Source organism: Halomonas sp. A40-4 (genome assembly GCF_015767635.1).
GTDB classification, from domain to species: domain Bacteria; phylum Pseudomonadota; class Gammaproteobacteria; order Pseudomonadales; family Halomonadaceae; genus Vreelandella; species Vreelandella janggokensis.
This window is the reverse complement of sequence record NZ_CP065230.1, coordinates 2157038-2175759: the sequence shown is the minus strand read 5'-3', so window position 1 is coordinate 2175759 and position 18722 is coordinate 2157038. Positions and strand designations below refer to the sequence as shown.

Annotated in this window: 17 protein-coding genes; 14 read left to right on the top strand and 3 right to left on the bottom strand. The window is 59.0% G+C overall.

Annotated elements, in window-relative coordinates; all coding sequences use genetic code 11:
* Nucleotides 1-209: 209 nt before the first annotated feature.
* The 6 genes from IT895_RS10180 to IT895_RS10155 all read left to right on the top strand — a co-directional run bounded on the left by IT895_RS10180 (nucleotide 210) and on the right by IT895_RS10155 (nucleotide 5564).
* The gene (locus IT895_RS10180) at nucleotides 210-617 is read left to right on the top strand and encodes a DUF2784 domain-containing protein (protein ID WP_442786516.1); all 408 of its coding nucleotides are present in this window, start codon (nucleotides 210-212) and stop codon (nucleotides 615-617) included.
* A 53-nt stretch (nucleotides 618-670) separates the two neighbouring features.
* Entirely contained in the window at nucleotides 671-2032 is a 1362-nt protein-coding gene (locus tag IT895_RS10175; RefSeq protein WP_199283395.1) for a CHAD domain-containing protein, read from the top strand.
* Nucleotides 2033-2165: 133 nt separating this feature from the next.
* Nucleotides 2166-2798: an O-methyltransferase gene (locus IT895_RS10170; protein WP_199283394.1), complete on the top strand. Its 633-nt coding sequence runs from the start codon at nucleotides 2166-2168 to the stop codon at nucleotides 2796-2798.
* Between the two features lie 166 nt (nucleotides 2799-2964).
* On the top strand, nucleotides 2965-4251 hold the full coding sequence (locus tag IT895_RS10165; RefSeq protein ID WP_199283393.1) for a cation:proton antiporter: 1287 nt from the start codon (nucleotides 2965-2967) through the stop codon (nucleotides 4249-4251).
* 67 nt (nucleotides 4252-4318) lie between these two features.
* A complete protein-coding gene (locus IT895_RS10160) occupies nucleotides 4319-4822 on the top strand; it encodes an MgtC/SapB family protein (protein ID WP_199283392.1) in 504 nt (167 codons plus the stop codon).
* 226 nt (nucleotides 4823-5048) lie between these two features.
* A complete protein-coding gene (locus IT895_RS10155; protein ID WP_199283391.1) occupies nucleotides 5049-5564 on the top strand; it encodes an MgtC/SapB family protein in 516 nt (171 codons plus the stop codon).
* Between the two features lie 53 nt (nucleotides 5565-5617).
* On the opposite strand, the gene IT895_RS10150 is transcribed toward IT895_RS10155, so the two are convergent.
* Nucleotides 5618-7543: a DNA topoisomerase III gene (locus IT895_RS10150; protein WP_199283390.1), complete on the bottom strand. Its 1926-nt coding sequence runs from the start codon at nucleotides 7541-7543 to the stop codon at nucleotides 5618-5620.
* 172 nt (nucleotides 7544-7715) lie between these two features.
* Here IT895_RS10150 and IT895_RS10145 point away from each other — a divergent pair, with 172 nt between their 5' ends.
* Entirely contained in the window at nucleotides 7716-8963 is a 1248-nt protein-coding gene (locus tag IT895_RS10145; RefSeq protein ID WP_199283389.1) for an ABC1 kinase family protein, read from the top strand.
* On the opposite strand, the gene IT895_RS10140 is transcribed toward IT895_RS10145, so the two are convergent.
* Nucleotides 8960-9553 (bottom strand): GNAT family N-acetyltransferase, encoded by a 594-nt coding sequence (locus IT895_RS10140; RefSeq protein WP_199283388.1) that lies wholly within the window; start codon nucleotides 9551-9553, stop codon nucleotides 8960-8962. The two genes, IT895_RS10145 and IT895_RS10140, sit on opposite strands and share 4 nt — an antisense overlap.
* A gap of 152 nt (nucleotides 9554-9705) precedes the next feature.
* Here IT895_RS10140 and IT895_RS10135 point away from each other — a divergent pair, with 152 nt between their 5' ends.
* Nucleotides 9706-11535, top strand: coding sequence for an SEC-C domain-containing protein (locus tag IT895_RS10135; RefSeq protein ID WP_199283387.1), 1830 nt, complete (start codon nucleotides 9706-9708; stop codon nucleotides 11533-11535).
* A gap of 3 nt (nucleotides 11536-11538) precedes the next feature.
* Here the strand turns inward: IT895_RS10135 and IT895_RS10130 are convergent, their stop codons facing one another.
* Complete coding sequence (locus IT895_RS10130; protein WP_199283386.1) at nucleotides 11539-12906, bottom strand: AmpG family muropeptide MFS transporter; 1368 nt, start codon at nucleotides 12904-12906, stop codon at nucleotides 11539-11541.
* Between the two features lie 98 nt (nucleotides 12907-13004).
* On the opposite strand from IT895_RS10130, the gene IT895_RS10125 reads away from it, so the two are divergent.
* The 6 genes from IT895_RS10125 to IT895_RS10100 all read left to right on the top strand — a co-directional run bounded on the left by IT895_RS10125 (nucleotide 13005) and on the right by IT895_RS10100 (nucleotide 18715).
* On the top strand, nucleotides 13005-13523 hold the full coding sequence (locus IT895_RS10125; RefSeq protein WP_199283385.1) for an FKBP-type peptidyl-prolyl cis-trans isomerase: 519 nt from the start codon (nucleotides 13005-13007) through the stop codon (nucleotides 13521-13523).
* 94 nt (nucleotides 13524-13617) lie between these two features.
* Nucleotides 13618-15945: a putative monovalent cation/H+ antiporter subunit A gene (locus IT895_RS10120; protein WP_199283384.1), complete on the top strand. Its 2328-nt coding sequence runs from the start codon at nucleotides 13618-13620 to the stop codon at nucleotides 15943-15945.
* Complete coding sequence (locus tag IT895_RS10115; RefSeq protein WP_199283383.1) at nucleotides 15938-16396, top strand: Na+/H+ antiporter subunit B; 459 nt, start codon at nucleotides 15938-15940, stop codon at nucleotides 16394-16396. The genes IT895_RS10120 and IT895_RS10115 overlap by 8 nt, the downstream gene beginning before the upstream one ends.
* The gene (locus tag IT895_RS10110; RefSeq protein WP_199283382.1) at nucleotides 16384-16731 is read left to right on the top strand and encodes a Na+/H+ antiporter subunit C; all 348 of its coding nucleotides are present in this window, start codon (nucleotides 16384-16386) and stop codon (nucleotides 16729-16731) included. Before IT895_RS10115 ends, IT895_RS10110 begins: the two co-directional genes overlap by 13 nt.
* A complete protein-coding gene (locus IT895_RS10105; protein WP_199283381.1) occupies nucleotides 16728-18245 on the top strand; it encodes a Na+/H+ antiporter subunit D in 1518 nt (505 codons plus the stop codon). Before IT895_RS10110 ends, IT895_RS10105 begins: the two co-directional genes overlap by 4 nt.
* Entirely contained in the window at nucleotides 18242-18715 is a 474-nt protein-coding gene (locus tag IT895_RS10100; RefSeq protein ID WP_199283380.1) for a Na+/H+ antiporter subunit E, read from the top strand. Before IT895_RS10105 ends, IT895_RS10100 begins: the two co-directional genes overlap by 4 nt.
* Nucleotides 18716-18722: the final 7 nt, after the last annotated feature.

Sequence of the window (18722 nt, the reverse complement as noted above, 5' to 3'; positions counted from 1 at the left end):
ATAGGGTTTGTCATCGTTATTGCTCTTTGCATGTTTGGCATGCGTGATGACGGAATCTTTGGCAGAGTTTATTTTGGCAAGCGTTGCTAGCCGCATTCGACACTGGCTAGAACGTGCCGGGCGAGGGTTTAATCGCGTTTGCAGAGGTCTGTTCATGGTAATTGGCGCAGCGCTGCCGTTGCGGGCTTGAAGCATCTACGGAATGAATCGTGATATCTGAACAGTGGCTACTGCTGTTACTCGCAGACGCTATCCTGATACTCCACGTACTATTTGTAGCCTTCGTGGTATTAGGCCTGTTGGCTATTTACGCAGGGTACTTCCTGGCGTGGCAGTGGGTGCGTCATCGTGTTTTTCGTATCGTGCATTTATGCGCCATCGGTTACGTCGTGGGGCAAACCTGGTTGGGAATGATCTGCCCGCTGACGACCTGGGAGATGGCGCTCAGAGCCGAGGCGGGGGCTGTCACCTATGCCGGGTCTTTTATTCAGCATTGGCTGCACAGCCTGCTTTACTACAGCGCCCCGGATTGGGTGTTTGGCATCGTTTACAGCGTATTTGGCGGCTTGGTGCTGACAAGCTGGTGGGTGGTCAAGCCGAGTAAACGGATTCACTAGCATAAGGGTGTGTACTAGGCTTTGTGAATCATGTCGCAATGAGGAGCGAATACATGCGGCATCTTTTCGTGATGCGCCACGCCAAGGCCAAGCAGCCCAGTGGCAACATGACCGACCACCAACGGCCGTTGCGTAAACGGGGAAAACGTCAGGCGACGGCAATGGCGCCTGTGCTGCAGCGCTGGCAAGCGTTGGAGGGGCAGGTTCACGTCAGCACGGCGGCTCGTACGCGGGAAACCCTCGACGACATCGCCGCGCAGTTGCCAGAACGAGCACTCATCAATCAGCCTCAATTTGACGACGCTCTCTACACCTTCGACGGTGAAGAACTACTGGCATGGCTCAAAGCACTGCCTGATGAACCCGAAAAAATGCTTGTTATTGGTCATAATCCGGCCCTTGTGGATCTCGCCTGCTGGCTCAATAAGGAAACGCCGACGTCGCTGCCTACCGGCAGCGTGCTGCATTTCAGGTTGCCCGATAGACCCTGGTCATCCATGGAACCTGGCTGTGCGGAGCTGGTGAGACGACTGACCCCGGAAGAGGCCAGCTATTCACTTTTCAAGCGCCTTGCCCCCAAACCATCTGATCATAAAGGCAACACGTCCAGCCGACTCCTTGCCATGCTCGAGCACCAGTACCGGATGGTCAGGGCCCTGGAGCCGGGGGTGATCGCAGGTGTTGATGCTGAATTTCTGCATCAGTACCGGGTTAACCTGCGTCGCAGCCGGGCAGTGGGCGAATCCGTACGTTCCATTACCAAAGTGCCTGGCCTGAAAAAAATGCTTAAGCGGCTCAAGCACCGTGCCCGGGCCACCAGCGACCTCCGCGACCTTGACGTGTTTCTGGAGGATATTGGCAATACGTCACCGCCGCTTTCTTTCGCGACTCGTCAAGCTTTGCAGCAATGGCTTCAGGATTGCCAGCGGGCAGAGCATCAAGCCCTTTGCGAGCAGTTAAGCGCGCCAGCCTACGCTGAGGAAATGCAAAACTGGCAGAGGTTTATCGTTTCCGATGACGTCAAGAAGGCGCTCACCAAGCTGACGCCCAAGCGTATCAAGGCGGTGCTCAATAAGCGCATTGCGCGTCACGATGAGGATCTGGCAGCACTGTCTTCAGATAGCTCTGACACCGCTTTGCATGAACTTCGCAAAGGCGTGAAGCGCATCCGTTATCTGGCCGATCTGAATCCCAAGGTCCCCAAGTCGTTTCTGGCAGAATTGAAGCACCGTCAGCGCCTGCTCGGTGACTTTCAGGATCTATGCACTCGACAAGCCTGGCTGAATGCCTTCATCGAAAGCGCTGATAACGACGCTGAACAGAAGAAAGAGTGCGCGTCATGGGGCGCTTCGTTGGAGAAGCGAAAGCACGAACTGCGCAATGAGGTATTGGCATTGGCGCCTCTGGCCCGCTAGTTGATACCCATCTGGCGAAGCTCATCAGGTGCGTTAAGTTAAAATCGTGCAGTTTTGCATGGCGATACATGGCTTTCCATGGTCAAGCACTTGAGCCTCAACACTATACGGTCAAACGCAAAGGAGTCCTGGGATGGCTAAAAAACCTCAAGGAAGCGGCAGTTCGCCTTCCGGGTCAAGTGAGTCATTACAAGCGCTGCTAGTCGAATTGGAGCAATTTGGGCAGGAAAACGACGCGGCAATCGCCGAGCGCCCACGGCGAATGCTGAATATTACCCGTGATACCGGGGAGTTTCTGTCAGTACTGGTTCAGGCGACCAACGCGCAGCGTGTGCTTGAGATTGGCACGTCCAACGGATATTCCACCTTGTGGCTGGCTCAGGCGGCACAAAAGATTGCCGGGCACGTGACGACAATTGAGCAATCTGACTTCAAGCTTGAGCTAGCGGCCAGTAACTTTGAGCGCTCGGGGCTTTCTGATGTCATCACCCTGCTTCGCGGGGAAGCGGGCGGCCTGCTGGAAACAATGCATGACGAAAGCTGCGACCTTGTTTTTCTGGATTCCAAACGCTCGGCGTATGTGGCCTGGTGGCCTACCATCAAACGTTTACTACGCAGGGGCGGGCTTCTTGTCGTTGACAACGCCACGTCCCACGCCGATGAAGTGGATTCTTTTATGACGTTGGTATCGGCAGATGCCGATGTCACTACCTGCACAGTACCCGTCGGGAATGGACAGTTCCTGGTCACCCGGTGTGCCTTTTAGCGGCATAGCTTACAGGGACCGGCAATTTTGGCAGCTTTGTTCCATAACATGGAATGACGATTTAGCTGAGGTGATCGCCAGTTTTGTGGGTGCCATCGTATTGTGTTCGTGACCGGACAGCTTTCATGCGCCACACTGCTACTCAACCCGCCTCGGATGAATCCCTGTGACCAACGCTACCTGGTTTGTATTGATCGGAACCCTGCTGATCATGATGGGGTTGCGTTCGCCCGTTCTACATCGCCTGCGACTGACACCTTCCATTGTCTATTTGGCTATTGGGGTGACTCTTGGCCCGTCGGTCTTGGGAGCATTTCATTTTAATCCGTTAGAACAAGCGCATTTGCTGGAAGTGCTCGCTGAAATTGCGGTTCTCGTATCGTTGTTTATCGCGGGAATGAAAATGCCGATGCCGTTCAAATGGCGGGAGTGGAATGCCCCCGTTCGGCTCGCGATTATCTCCATGACCATCAGTGTCGTCCTGACCGCTGTGTTTGGCTATTACGTGCTGGCCTTGCCACTAGGGGCGGCGATTCTGCTGGGGGCTATTCTGGCACCCACTGATCCCGTTTTAGCCACCGATGTTCAAGTCCGGCACATGGGGGATAAAGATCCTTTACGTTTCACGCTGACCAGTGAAGCGGGCATGAATGACGGCAGTGCTTTTCCGTTTGTCATGCTGGGGCTGGCAATGCTCAGTTCCCCGGTTAGTTACGAACTGCTTGGGGCTTGGGTGTTAAAGGATGTTTTATGGTCGACAATCGTTGCCCTGGTTGTCGGGCTCGTAATGGGGCGCTTATTAGCACAGCTTGTATGGAAACAGCGCTTTCTCAGTAACGAAGGCCCGTTGCTGGATGACTTTCTGGGTATGGGCTTGATCGGCGTGGTCTATGGCGTCTGTCTGCTACTCGATGCCTGGGGGTTTCTGGCCGTTTTCGCGGCGGCTATTTCACTTCGTCAGTCGGAGCTTAAGCTGGCGAGTATTCACGGGCCTAACCAAGAAACGGGCTTTAACCGGCAAATTCCGGTTAATTCCGAAGAGCCGACGCCACCGAATAGCACTCAAGTATCTGAAGGTTCCATGTTGTTCAAGGAGTCACTGGAGCGGCTCTCCGAGCTGGTGCTGGTCATGCTACTGGGTGGAATGTTGTTTCTTGACTCATGGAGTTTAAGGGCCGTCGGGGTGGCGCTATTCCTTTTTCTCGTGGTTCGCCCCGCCAGCGTATTCTTGGGTCTGCTTGGTTCTGGTACACCGATGCGGCTGCAGATGCTGGTTGGCTGGTTCGGCGTACGTGGAATCGGCTCGATCTATTATTTGATGTTCGCGATCGTCTTTGGTCTGCCGGAAGCGCTGGCCGTGGAATTCATCCACATCACGCTAGTGGTCATCGTGCTCTCGATCGTCGTCCACGGACTAACCGTCAAACCGATGATGACAAAGTGGTGGCCATGAGCAGGCCTGGCGCCTCCATTTACCCTTTTCAGGCCTGAGCTTTTTAGTGACCAACAGGAATGAAGTGATGGAATTGATCCGCAGTGTCGTTATTTCCGAGTTCTCGGATTTCAATGACATAAGTGAGCTTATTGCTTTGATAGTTCGACTACTGATGGCTATCTTGCTAGGTGGCCTGCTGGGCCTTGAGCGTCAACAGAGCGGCAAGGCGGCTGGAATACGCACCCATATGCTAGTTTGCATGGGCGCTGCGTTATTTATATTGATTCCCCAGCAAGCAGGTATTTCTGATTCGGAGATGAGCCGAGTTATTCAAGGTGTTATTGCCGGGATCGGCTTTCTTTGCGCCGGAAGTATCATCACTGGCAAGAATGATCAGGCTGCTACAGGGCTTACCACAGCAGCCGGTATTTGGTTCACAGCGGCCATCGGCATAGCGGTTGGCCTTGGGCGTGAGCAAACGGCGGTACTGTGCACACTTCTGGCTTGGCTGGTGCTTTATGTGGTGCCTTTCTTTTCACACTCAATCAGCCAGAAAAAAGCTGCCTATTTAAAACGATATCAGCGCTAAACCCCAAAATGGCAGTATTCTTCCTGACGTTTCTGCCGCAGTTTATCGTCGGGGGTGATGGCCCTGACCAGGCACAGCTTTTATTGAATGGCAGTTTGATTATCTTGGGGGCAGCTTTAATAGAATTCCATCTGGTGCTGGCTGGAGCTAAGCTGGGCAATTTCCTGAAAAGCAGATGCCATTTCTTCGCTACCCATCTATGTTCAAGAGGTACAGGAGCTAAAAGGTGCACGCGATCAGCGACGTCATAATCTCCGAGTTTTCAGATTTTAACGATTTGGGTGAGCTCATCATTGTGGTGATCCGGCTACTATTGGCAGCTGTTCTCGGTGGCCTGTTGGGGCTCGAGCGAGAGCAGCGAGGCAAGGCGGCTGGTATTCGGACCCACATGCTGGTCTGCATGGGCGCTGCTTTATTCATTTTTATTCCTGAGCAGACGGGGATTTCTGATTCAGAGATGAGCCGTGTCATTCAGGGGGTCATTGCAGGCATCGGTTTTCTGTGTGCCGGCACCATCATTACCCGCAAAGATGAACAAGGTACGTCAGGCCTCACCACGGCGGCTGGTATTTGGCTGACGGCCGCCATTGGGGTAGCCGTTGGTCTGGGGCGCGAGCAGACAGCCGTTTTATGTACGCTGCTGGCCTGGATGGTGCTTTACGTGGTGCCTTTCTTTTCGCGCCCCATCAGCAAGAAAAAAGCTTCAACCTCTGAGGATGATGACGATCATTCCGATGTTTGAAGCCACCAAACGACCATAGCCCCATCAGTTGCCAAGTCGATAAGGCGTTAGCTTTACTGCACTGTTGTTTTACGACTGCCCCTGCTGTTGGCTTTCTTCTTGCTATAACGGTTTCTCGGCTTACTAGCGTGCTTCACCGGGCCACCGGCTTCGCCCTGTGCCGTTTGCAGGCTGTTGCGAAGCCTGGCGGCGTCGCTGTGGCTGAGCAGGCCGCGCAAGTCGTCCAGTAATGCCTGCTGAAAGGTGTTGGCGTCGTCCTGCTGTTCGGCGATGGCGCGCAGTCGCTGTTCCCAGAGTGCGGTGCGTTCGGGGGTGCTGACCGCTTCAGGCAGGGCGGCGATCAGGGCGCTGCCGAGCTTGGTGGCGCGCAGGGCCTTTTGCTGGCGGACCAGGTAGCCGCGCTGGACCAACGTTTCGATAATACCGGCGCGGGTGGCTTCGGTGCCCAGGCCATCGGTGTCGCGCAGGGTGCGACGCACGGCAGGATCGTCTACGTAGCGGCCGATGTTCATCATTGCCTTGATCAGGCTGGCATCGGTGAAGGGTTCCGGTGGGCGGGTTTCCTTCTCCTCAACGCCTGCACCCAGCGCCTGGCAGGCTTCTCCTTGGGTGAGCGGCGGCAGCGGCGGGCTTTCATCGCGGGTGGTAAACAGCGGTTTCCAGCCGGGGTCAAGAATGCTTTGGCCGCGAGCGCGGAAGGCTTCATTAAGCAGCGTAAACTCGGCTTTTACCTCAAAGGTGCGCAGCGGACGGTAAAACTGGGCCATAACGTTGCGTACGATCAATCGAAAGACATGCCCTTCGGTGGCGGAGAGCTGGCTGAAATCTGCTGGCTTGCCGCTGGGGGCGATGGCGTGGTGGGCGCCTACCTGCTTGTCGTTCCAGGCTTTGGAACGTAGCGAAAAGTCCGCGCCTTTCAGCCACTGTTGAAGGGCTTCATCGTTCTGGCAGGCACCGTTCAGGCTGCGCTGGGCAAGCGGGAGGTGCTCTTCGGGCAGGTAGCGGCAGTCGGAGCGCGGGTAGGTAATCAGCTTGTGCTGCTCGTATAGCCGCTGGCAAATATCCAGTACTACCTGTGCAGAAAGCCCGTGACGGCGGGCAGCGTCGACCTGAAGGGCTGAGAGCGAGTACGGCAGCGGCGGTGCCTGGCGTTTTTCCTGCTGGTCGAGTTGGGTCAATTGACCCGAGGCGCCGGGTAGCTGCGCTGCCAATGCGTCGGCGGGTCGGCGGTCGATCAAGCGCCCCTGGTCATCTAATGGCTGGTGTTCCTTGGGTGCCCACCAGGCGCGCAGCTGGCCCTGAGCAACCTTGAGGTCGACCCAAAGGGGGTAAAAAGGGTGGGGCACAAAGTCTCGAATAGCGTTGTCGCGGCGCACGATCAAGCCCAGCACCGGGGTTTGTACGCGACCTACGGAAAGCACGCCGTCGTGGCCTGCCTGGCGGCCGGTGAGCGTCCAGGCGCGGGTCAGATTGATGCCGTAGAGCCAGTCAGCACGGGCGCGTGCCTGGGCCGCCTGGAACAGTGGCTGGTACTCGGCGTTGGGTCGCAGACTGGCAAGGGCGCGGCTGACGGCGGGCCTGTTGAGGTCGCTGATCAGCAGCCGTTGTACCGGGCCGCGGTACTTCATGTAGTCGATCACTTCCTGTACCAGCAATTGACCTTCGCGATCCGGGTCACCGGCGTGAACGACCTCGCTTGCCTGTTTAATCAGCTTGCGTATCACCGCCAGTTGCCCGCGCGCTTTTGAGCGCGGCATCAATTTCCACTGCTGCGGCACAATGGGTAGCCGATCCAATCGCCATTGTTTATCGGCAGGGTCGTAGGCCTCCGGGGCTGCCTGTTCCAGGAGGTGTCCCAGGCACCAGGTAACCGTGGTATCGCCGCAGTGAATGGCGCCGTCCTGTCGTTTTCCGCTCCCGGGAAGTGCATCGGCAATTGCCCGGGCAAGGCTGGGTTTTTCGGCGATAATCAAGCGCATGCGGAAGATGCCTTAAATTGTGTAACGTAGGAATATGGTAACAGACACCACACACGTAAGCGCATAGCAGGGGTTGTCGAAAAAATGATGTTCAGCAATTATGCGTATAGCTTTTGTATAATTTGACAGGATTGCGTAAGCTGCTTATCAGATGCTCAACGAGGCGACTTAAATGCGAGATCGCGGCAGAACACGACGTTTGATGGGGTTGGGGGCACGCACTGGCGGGGCGCTACTCAAGACACGCCTGGGTGGCCAGGCAGACTGGCGGGCTCTGGGCGAGGCGCTATTTGAGGGACTATCCGAGCTGAAAGGCCCGGCCATGAAGCTGGCGCAGATCATGTCCCAGTGGGATGACCTCTTGCCGCCGGACCTGGCCGAGGAGCTTTCGCGCCTTCAACGCCAGGCGGAGCCGATGCCCTGGCCGCGCATACGCGAGGCGCTGGTGATGCAGTACGGCGAGCTGGATTCGCACTTTCGGGACATCGAAGAGCGGCCCTTCGCCAGCGCTTCCATGGGGCAGGTGCACAAGGCGGTCACCCATGCCGGCGAAACAGTGGTGCTAAAGGTGCAGTACCCCGGGCTTGCCGACGTGCTGGAAAGCGATCTCAAGCAGGTAAAGCGTATCATGGGATTGGGCCGCTGGTTCAAGGTGCCCCAGGCGCGCCTGGATGCGCTGTTTGAAGAGCTGGCAGCGGGGCTACGCGACGAGCTTGATTATCGCGCCGAGGCCGATGCCATGGCCCGTTACCGCGAACGCTACCAGGCCGATAGCCGCTTGGTGATACCCGAGCCGCTTTTTGAGCTTTCCGGCCAACATGTGCTGGCGATGCGTTTTGTGGGTGGTACACCGCTGCGCGATCTGGAAAGCGCTGACGATGACACCCGCCAGAAAATCGCCGGGGCGTTGGCGGACTGGATCACCGAGGAATTGTTTACCTACGGCGAGCTGCACGCCGACCCGCATGCGGGTAATTTTGCGGCCGATGATCAAGGCCGGTTGGTGATATACGACTTTGGCGCGGTGATTCCAGTGCCCGAGACCCGCTTGAAAGCGATGATGCAACTCCTCAACGCGACCCTTGCCCATGATCCGATGGCAATGGATGAAGCGCTGATGCAAATGGGGGGCCGCCAGGGGCAGGGCGCCCCCTTATCGCTTTATCGCGAGTCCGCCGAGTGCGTGGCGCCGCTGTTTAGCCCCGGTGAACAGGACTTCAGCGATGTGCGCGTCCATCGCCGCCTGCGCGAACTGACGCCCAAGGTATGGGGGGCCATGGACCGTCTGCAGCCCCCCGCCGATACGCTGCTACTTTCACGCGCCCTCAATGGCCATTACTGGAACCTGGTGCGCTTACAGGCAAGGCTTGATATGCACTCGCGGACGGCACCCCTGCTTGAATGGGCGCGAGTGGCTTAATCGAGACGCTTCATCCAGAACACCATTGATTTGTGGCTTTCTTCATTTTCGCCGATATCTTTCCAGGCGAAAGTGGTGGCGAGTTCTGGGTGGCGTTGGTAACCCTGGGCATTCCAGAAATCATGCAGCGGACGATAATTGGATGGCGCTAGTGGATGGCCGGCGGGGCGCTCAACAGCGCAGAAAGCGACTCTATCAAACCCTCTGAGCTTGGCATGCGCCTCTCGTTCGGCCATGAAGCGTTTGCCGATGCCGCGTCCACGGTAATCATGAAGCAGCACCGATTCCCCATAATAAAACACGCTCGAGGGATCAATGCCGTTGGCCTCGAACGGGCGACGGAACTCGTCGACTTCATCGGCCAGCGGCTGTCCGGTGGCGGCGCCCACCAATGATTCGCCGTCGAAGACCAGGACGAACAGGCTGTCTGGATTATCCGCGTAGCGACCCAGGTAATCCGCTTCGTAGCTCAGGTCACCATCGTAGAGGTAGGGGTAGTCACGAAATACCTCAATGCGCAGGCGTGCCAGTGCCTGGACATGAGGCGTTATTTCGGCCCCTTGGCAGGTGGTTAGTGTCAATGTGTCCATTGGGTTGCTCTCCAGATAAACGTTGGCCGGGTGGGTAGAAGCGTTTCCCGCTGGCAGTCCTTGGCGATCTTGCCAATCCTCTCTGCGTGCCCCCAATGGTCATGCTAGACTATGTCGCTTTTCAATAGGGTCTTTTATAAGTGGAGACGGCAATGCTGGCGGTATGGGTCGATCAGCTGCTGGGATTTGCCTCCGGGGCACTCTCGGCTATCAGGCAGGATGAACACTACCCCGATTTTATGACCTGGGTGCGTGCCGAGGGGGCGGAATATTTCAATGATGATCTGGCGACGGCTCAGGCGCTTGCCCCCATTCTATGGTCGCAAACGCCATTGGAACGGCTGGATTTTGCCTGCGAACCCCTTGCCACGCCCGGTCTAAATGAGCCCTGCTGGTGCGATTCCGGTCACAAGTTCAAGCAGTGCTGCGCGCGGGTCGAATTCCCCACTGAAATCCCCGAGCAGATGATGTGGATGCTCTCGCTGCGCGAGTGGAAGGGCGCGACCCTGAAAGCCGCGCTGGATAGCCAGCGTGCGCTGCCCCAGGCACTGCTTGAAGCCGGGTTGATTGCCGCTGAAAGTGGCCAAAGCGGCCGCGCCATGCAGATTCTTGAATCGCTGTTCGATGGCAGCGACTGGTCGCGGCTGCCTGAACAGGCTGAACCCGCGTTTGAAATTCTGCTGGATATTTACCATGAACGTGGTTTTTCCCGCAAGCGTGCCGACCTGCTCGACGAAGTCCTTGAGCGCGGGCCGCTGTTCCTGCGCGGGGTGGCACTTGAACGGCTATGCCTGACGCACCTGGACAATGATGACCTGGACAGCGCCCGCGCAGCGTTTGTCAAAGCCCAGCAGGCATTGCCGGATTCGCCGACGCTGGCGTATATCGAAGCCATGCTGCTGCTGCATGAAGGGCACGAGCGTGAAGCTAAGGAGCGCGCCAATTTCTGGTATCGCCGCTTGGTCCGGCAGGGCGACCTTGACGACGATCAGCTCGATTTCCTGGCGGCGCTGGCGGACAACCCCGGTGCTACCCTGGCGGATCAGTTGCTCAGTGCTGAAGAAGACTTGGCAACGCCTCTAATCTCATTGCAGGCGCTGCTCGCCGCGCTCCCCACTGCGCCGAAGATCGACATCACACCTAATCCTGATACCGGGCATCTGGAGTACCACGTCAGCGCACGCGAAGCGACGCTGTTCGCTGCCTGGCACGAGCAGTTTCAGGTCATGGTTGATGACGACGTAGCGCTGGGTTTCCGCGGCGAGCCATGGGGCAACGCAGTGGAGTGGATGTCGGCGTTGTGCGCCCACCCCGAATGGCTGGATGCGCCTCAAGTGGTGCAGGACCTGACGCTGGCCCTGACTAGCCGTTTTGGCAGCTTGCCGTGGATGGCCCCCAGTCTGTTGGCACCGCTGGCCAAACGTCTCTCGCGCTGGCTGACCCAGGCTCGTGCCGAGGGCGAAGGTAGCCTGCGCTGGGACGATGCCAATAATGCCATCCTGCTGCGCATTGGTCTGGCCCTGGTGGTGGGCATGGAGCGCGGCGCGCGTCAGCATTCACGTGAACTGGCCGAAGAGCTCTTGGCGATCGATCAGGAAGACAGCCTGGGGCTCCGTGAACTGGTACTGGACCAACTGCTGCGCGACGACCGCAATGAAGAGGCGCTGGCGCTCACCGAACAAGCCAGTGGCGATGGATCGCTGGAGCTGGGACTGCTAATGGGCCGCACGCTGGCGCTATACCGCCTTGGCCATCACGAAGCCGCAGAACGTTCGCTCAAGGAGGTAGTTACCCATAACCGCTATACGCTGGACATGATTTGCGCTGAAAACCCACGCCCGGTAATGCCCCATCCCGATGGTCAGGTTGATCCTGGCTCGAGAGCCGAGGCCTGGCAATACCGCACACTGATGCGCGATCAGTGGCGGACGACCCCGGGGGCGTTGGACTGGCTTGATGCCCACCGCCCGGCGAGCCGTTAAGCGTTAGCGGGTGGCCGCGACGGGGGCGGGAACGAGCTCCTTGTCGCGATTGATCCAGATGGCCAGCAAAATGGCGGGCAGGCCCAGCAGGGTGGCCAGCACAAAAAAGCTGGCGTAGCCCTGGCCAGTCACCACCAGCCCGCCAAAACCGCTGAGAAACTTGCCGGGTAGCGTCATTAACGAAGAAAACAGCGCGTACTGGGTGGCGGTATAGGCGCGGGAGGTCAGGCTGGAAAGAAAGGCGATGAATACCGCGCTGGCAAGTCCGTTGGCCAGGTTGTCGCCAGTAATCGTGAGCACCAGCATGGGTAGTTGGTTGCCAATTAGCGCCAGCGCTGCAAATAACAGGTTGGTGACCATCACAATCCCTGCGCCGAAGATCAGCAGCGGCCCGATGCCGTAGCGGGCCACCAGCAGGCCGCCAAGAATGCCGCCCGCAATGCTCATCACGATGCCAAACACGTTGGTTACGTTGGCGATGGTCTCCAATGAAAACCCCAAATCGATGTAGAGCGGGTTGGCCATCGAGGCCATGGCCAGATCGCTGATGCGAAACACCCCAATAAACACCAACAGCCACAGCGCCTTGATCCCATAGCGGGTGAAGAAGTCGGTGAAAGGGCAAACGATGGCGCCTATCACCCAGGCGCCGATGCGTCGCAATAGCTTAGGTTTGCCCCGACTGGCTCGAATGAACGCCCGCACCCTGGGTTCGTGAATCAACTGCACCGTCAACGAGGCCCGCTTGGGTTCCGGGCGCACCAGTACGGTCACCACGCCGACACCCACCAGCGCCGCCATGGTCAGGTACGCCACCTGCCATGACACCGCCGAGGCGACATACAGCGCCAACGCCCCGGCGGCTATCAACCCGCCTCGATAACCGATGATATAGGTTGACGCCATGGCCGCCTGTACATCGTCCTCGGCGGATTCGATACGAAAGGCATCGATGGCAATATCCTGGGTGGCGGAACCGAAAGCCACCAGCAGCGCAAAGGCCGCGACCCATCCCAGATTGCCCACCGGCTCAAGCCCCGCGAGACCGACGAGCCCGGCGGCGATCATTGCCTGGGCGAGCAACATCCAACCCCGTCGCTGGCCGAAGTGGCGGGTCAAGACCGGCAGTGCCAGGCGGTCGACCACCGGGGCCCAGAAAAACTTGATTGAATAGAGCATGCCGATCCAGGCGAAAAAGCCAATCGCCGCGACTTCTACGCCGTCGCTGCGCAGCCAGGCGGAAAGCGTCGAGAACACCAGCAAGAAGGGCAGTCCGGCGGAAAACCCCAAAAACAGCATGGTAATGACCGGGGCACGCAGGTAAATCGCCAGGGCGGCGCGCCAACTGCGCTGGGGCGTAGGGGTGGGCATGAAATGCGACTCCAGAGTAAGACGGTGACAGCGGCCTGATGATACGCTATGCCCACGCTTGGACACACAGCCAACAGCTTACCGGAGAGGAGTTTTGCATGTCGATTTCAGCACATCAGGTGGTTACCTTGCACTATCGTTTGTATGACGTGTTGAACGATGGCGGAGAACAACTGCTGGATGATTCCCAGTCGCGGGATAAGCCGCTCGAGTATTTGCATGGGCATGACAATATCCTGCCGGGGCTTGAGCGTGCCCTGGAAAGCCAGCCAGCAGGTGCCGAGCTTAGCGTAATGCTGGCCCCGGCAGACGCCTACGGGGTTTATAACGAGGCGTTGGTGCAAACGGTCAGCCGTGCCTCCTTCGGGAATACCCCGCTTGAGGTGGGCAGCCGTTTTCAAACTGAGGGAGAGGCCGGGCCACAGATCGTTACGGTGCTCGGCCTTGATGGGGATAACGTGAGCATCGATACCAACCACCCTCTGGCAGGCCATACGTTGCGTTACCAGGTCAACGTGCTCACTATCCGCGAGGCAACAAGGGCGGAACTGGCCAAAGGACATCCGTTACCGCCGGATACCGATTACAGCAAGGTAGAAGACCGCAAGGTACTTTAAAAGGTACTTTAAACCGTTGATTGGCAAGCCAGCGCTGACTAGTCTAAAGTTTGCTCCTTGAACGTGGGGGCGAGAACACAGGAGATACCGCCAGATGCAACTTGCCTTATTGATGGGATTTTTGCTGGCGGCGGTAGCCCCGCTGCTGCATCGCTGGTTCGGTGGGCACACGGCGCGAGTCATGGCGGCATATCCTGCGCTGATGGCTGTCTGGTTGCTGGGGCTGGCCCCGGAGATACTGGCCGGCGAGTCGCTGTTGCTGGAGTGGGCCTGGGTGCCGGGGCTCGACATTAGCTTGACCTTTTTCATCGACGGGTTGTCTTGGCTGTTCGCGATGCTGATCACGGTGATCGGCACCCTGGTGCTGGTCTACGCGGGCGAGTACCTGCGCGGCCATCGCGATCTTGCTCGTTTCCTGGTGATAATCACCGCCTTCATGATGTCGATGCTGGGCCTGGTGCTGGCCGACAACCTGGTGACGCTGTTTGTCTTCTGGGAGCTCACCAGCATCACGTCTTACCTGTTGATCGGTTTCAACCACACCGACCCGGAGGCTAGAAAGTCGGCGTTGCAGGGGCTCTTCGTTACTGCGGGTGGTGGTTTGGCATTGCTCGCGGGCTTCGCCATGCTGGGGGTGGCCGGCGATAGCTGGTCACTCGTCGAACTCAATAGCCAGGGCGAGGCGCTGCGCGAGCATGCCCTCTATGCGCCACTCTTGGTCTGCGTGCTGCTGGGCGCCTTCACCAAATCGGCCCAATTCCCTTTCCATTTCTGGTTGCCCAACGCCATGGCAGCGCCCACCCCTGTCTCCGCTTATCTGCATTCGGCGACCATGGTCAAGGCGGGCGTCTATCTGCTGGCTCGCCTGCATCCCTCGCTGGGCGGGACCGAACTCTGGGTGATTACCCTGTCACTGGTGGGCGCCCTGACCATGGCCACTGGGGCTTTCTTGGCCATTCAGCACACCAATATCAAGAAGCAGTTGGCCTATTCCACGGTGATGGCGCTGGGCACCCTGACCATGCTGCTGGGTATTGGCACCGAGGGTGCCCTGACTGCTTTCGTGGTTTTTCTGCTCGCTCACTCTCTCTATAAGGGCGCGTTGTTCATGGTCGCCGGTATCCTCGATCATGAGACCGGCACCAAGGACGTCACCGCCATGGGCGGCTTGCGCTCGCTGATGCCGCTTACTGCCGTCGTCGCTGCGGTGGCCGGGGTGTCCCTGGCCGGCCTGCCGCCGTTGCTGGGTTTTTTGGGCAAGGAGCTGATGTTCAAGGCGGTGCTTGAGGCGGAGGCCTGGCGCTGGTTGGTTCTGCTGCTGGCCTTCACGGCGGCCTTCCTGACGCTGGCGGTGGCGGCCGTCGTGGTGCTGCGCCCCTTCTTCGGGGAGCGTCGTACGACGCCCAGTTCGCCCCACGACCCGCCCATGGACATGCTGTTCGGGCCGGCGCTGCTGGCTGGGTTGTCACTGGTCTTTGGTCTGGTGCCGGGTCTGCTGGATAGCCTGGTGTCGGCCACCGCGTCCGGGATCGGTACCGCTGAGGTGGCAGCACACCTGACGCTTTGGTACGGGGTCAACCTGCCGCTGATGCTGTCGCTGGCCAGCCTTGCGCTAGGTATTCTGGTATTCCGCCACTGGGATCGTGTGCGCGCCGCGCTGACGCGGCTGGAACCGCTCATGACCCGTGGCCCGGAGGCCGGCTATGAGGCCATGATGCGCGGCCTGGTGGCGGTCGCCGGATGGCAGACGCGGATGCTGCAGAACGGCTACATCCGTAACTATCTGGTGATGACCCTACTGGTACTGTTGGGTCTGGTAGGCCATGCGCTATTCTTCCGGCACTCGCCGAGCTTTCCCTTTTCGGTGGACGCCTATTTCCACGAGGTGGTGACGGCGGGTCTGATGGTGGCCGGGGCGGTGGCAGCCTGCGTGATGCGCTCCCGCCTGGCCGCGGTGGCCGCGGTGGGTATCATGGGCTTCTCCATCGCCCTGACTTTTGTGCTGTTCAGTGCGCCGGACCTGGCCATCACTCAATTGCTGGTGGAGACCCTGACGGTCATCCTGCTGGTCCTGGTGTTATTTCGTCTGCCGCGCTTCGCCACCCTTTCCACCACGACAGAGCGCCTGCGCGACCTGGTGGTCGCCTGCCTGATGGGCACCATGGTCACGCTGCTGATGCTCTCAGTACTGGGTGGCGAGCGGCTGCCCAGGATCTCCGACTACATGGTCCAGAACAGTCAGCCGCTGGGCCATGGCCACAATATCGTCAACGTCATCCTGGTCGACTTCCGGGCGCTGGATACCCTGGGGGAGATGTTCGTGTTGGCCCTGGCGGCCATCGGTGTCTATGCCATGATGCGCTTCCACGCCGAGGAGTATGACGCCAAGCCCTCGGCTCCGCCGGAGAGATACGATGATTAAACCGGGCACGCTGATCCTTACGGTTGCCGCGCGGCTGCTGATGCCGTTGCAGTTGCTGTTCTCCGTGTTTCTTTTGTTGCGCGGCCATGATGAGCCGGGCGGGGGATTCATCGCCGGGCTGGTAGCGGCGGGGGCCTTCGCCCTTTACCTCTTCGCCTTCGGGCGACGGGCCATGCACGCCATCCTCAAGGTCTCGCCGCGGGATCTGGTTGGTATGGGATTGCTGCTGGGAGTGCTCTCGACGTTGCCTGCCTGGTGGGTCGGCGATCCTTTCTTTACCGCCCAGTGGTGGACCATCCCGATCATCGACTTCAAGGCTTCGACGCCGCTTATATTCGATATTGGCGTCTATCTGGTGGTGCTAGGCTCGGTGCTCACTGCCATTAGCGCCCTGATCAAGACCGACCACGAGGATCAACCCGACCCTGAGGAGGCCACATGGAACCATTGATGGCTGTGTCCATCGGCATCCTGTTCGCTACCGCTATCTACATGATGCTGCGCCGCTCCATCGTCAAGCTGGTGATCGGACTGATGTTGCTTTCCAATGCGGCCAACCTGTTGATCTTCGTTACCGCAGGAATGACTCGCGGGGCGCCGCCGCTGGTCCCCCCAGGCATGACGGCGCCAGAGGGGGCGGTCGCCGACCCGCTGCCACAAGCCCTGGTGCTTACCGCCATTGTCATCGCTTTCGGCGTGTTGTCCTTTGCGGTGGTACTGGTGCGGCGTGCCTGGGAGATCGTTCGCGCCGATGACCTCGACAAGATGAAGGATACCGACACGTGATGCCCCAAGTTGCGCTGCCCATCCTGATCCCGCTACTTGCCGGGGCCGTCTCGCTGGTATTCTGGCGCTCCCGCGGCATGCAACGTTTCGTCGCCGTGGCTGGCACCGGTGGCCTGCTGGCCACCGCCATCTGGTTGCTGGCCACAGTGAATCGCGAGGGCATCCTGGTGATGCACATGGGTGACTGGCAGGCGCCCTTCGGTATCAGCCTGGTGGCCGACCTGTTGGGCGCCATCATGGTGGTGCTCACCGGTATTATCGGCTTCGCCGTGGCGCTTTACTCCCTGGCCACTGTTGGTCGAGGCCACGAGAAGTTTGGCTACTTCCCGCTGATGCACCTGCTGCTGGCCGGGGTAGCCGGGGCCTTCCTCACCGGCGATATCTTCAATCTCTACGTCTGGTTCGAAGTAATGCTGGTGGCGTCCTTTGCGCTGTTGATACTCGGCAGCGAGAAGGCCCAGATGGAGGGCGCAATCAAGTACGTGACCCTGAACCTTGTGTCCTCGGTGATCTTCCTGGTAGCCGTCGGCTTGCTCTACGGCATGGTCGGTACCCTCAACATGGCCGACATCGCCCGGCGTCTCGCCACGCTGGAAGACACTGGCATGGTCGATGTGCTGGCGATGATGTTCATGGTCGCCTTCGGCATCAAGGCAGCGGCCTTTCCGCTGTTCTTCTGGCTGCCAGCTTCCTACCATACGCCCCCAGTGGCGGTCTCGGCGCTGTTCGCCGGGCTGCTTACCAAGGTGGGTGTCTACGCGTTGTATCGGGTCTTCACGCTGATCTTCAACCAGAGCCCCGGCTATACCCATGAGATTCTGCTCTGGGGGGCAGGGCTGACCATGCTCTCCGGGGTATTGGGCGCGGCGGCCCAATATGAGTTCCGGCGCATCCTGTCGTTCCACATCGTCAGCCAGATCGGCTACATGATCCTGGGGCTTGCGCTGTTCACGCCACTGGCGATCATCGGCGGGGTCTTCTACATCATGCACCATATCATCGTGAAGACGAATCTCTTCCTGGTCAGCGGCATCGTGCACCGCTTGCGCGGGACTTATCAGCTCAAGCAACTGGGCGGGCTGTATCGCAGCCATCCCTGGCTGGCCGTGTTGTTTCTGATTCCGGCTCTTTCACTGGCGGGCATGCCGCCATTGTCCGGCTTCTTCGCCAAGTTTATCGTGATCCGTGCGGGCGTTGAGGCCGAGGCCTGGGGTGTGACTTTCATCGCTTTGCTGGTCGGCCTGCTGACGCTCTATTCGATGGTCAAGATCTGGAACGAGGTATTCTGGAAGGCTACTCCGGAGGATGGCGATGCCGACCCTTATCCAGCGTTGGGTCAGCGCGAGATGTGGCTGATGACCGCGCCAGTGGTGGGGCTGGCACTGTGCACCTTGTTCATCGGCCTCAACGCCGAGCCGATCTATTCTCTGGCCGAAGCCTCCGCAACCGAACTGCTCGATCCGTCTCGTTACATCGAAGCAGTGCTGGGCGAGGCTGAGGAGGTAATGCCATGATCGGTGCGGCCTGGAACCTGTTGCTGGGGTTTGCCTGGGTAGTGCTCACCGGCGACTTCAGCGGACGCAACCTGCTCGCCGGTCTGCTGTTCGGCTATCTGGTGCTGGCGTTGATCCAGTCCCAGGTGCCGGCGCTGGCGGGCCACGCCCAGCGCCTGCCGCGGCTGATCATGTTCATCGGCTTTTTCCTCAAGGAACTGTTGCTGGCCAACCTCAAGGTGGCCTTCGACATCATTACGCCGCCCTGGTACATGAAACCGGGGGTGATTGCGATGCCGCTCAAGGCGAGCAACGAGTTCGAGATTGCCTTCGTCGCCAATCTCATCTCGTTGACGCCTGGCACCTTGAGTCTGGACGTCTCCGACGACCGCCGGGTGCTTTACATCCACGCCATGTTCCTCGACAACGAGGACGAGCTGCGCCGGAGCCTAGCCGAGCTTGAGCGCCGCGCTCTGGAGCTGTTCCATTGAGAGGAGG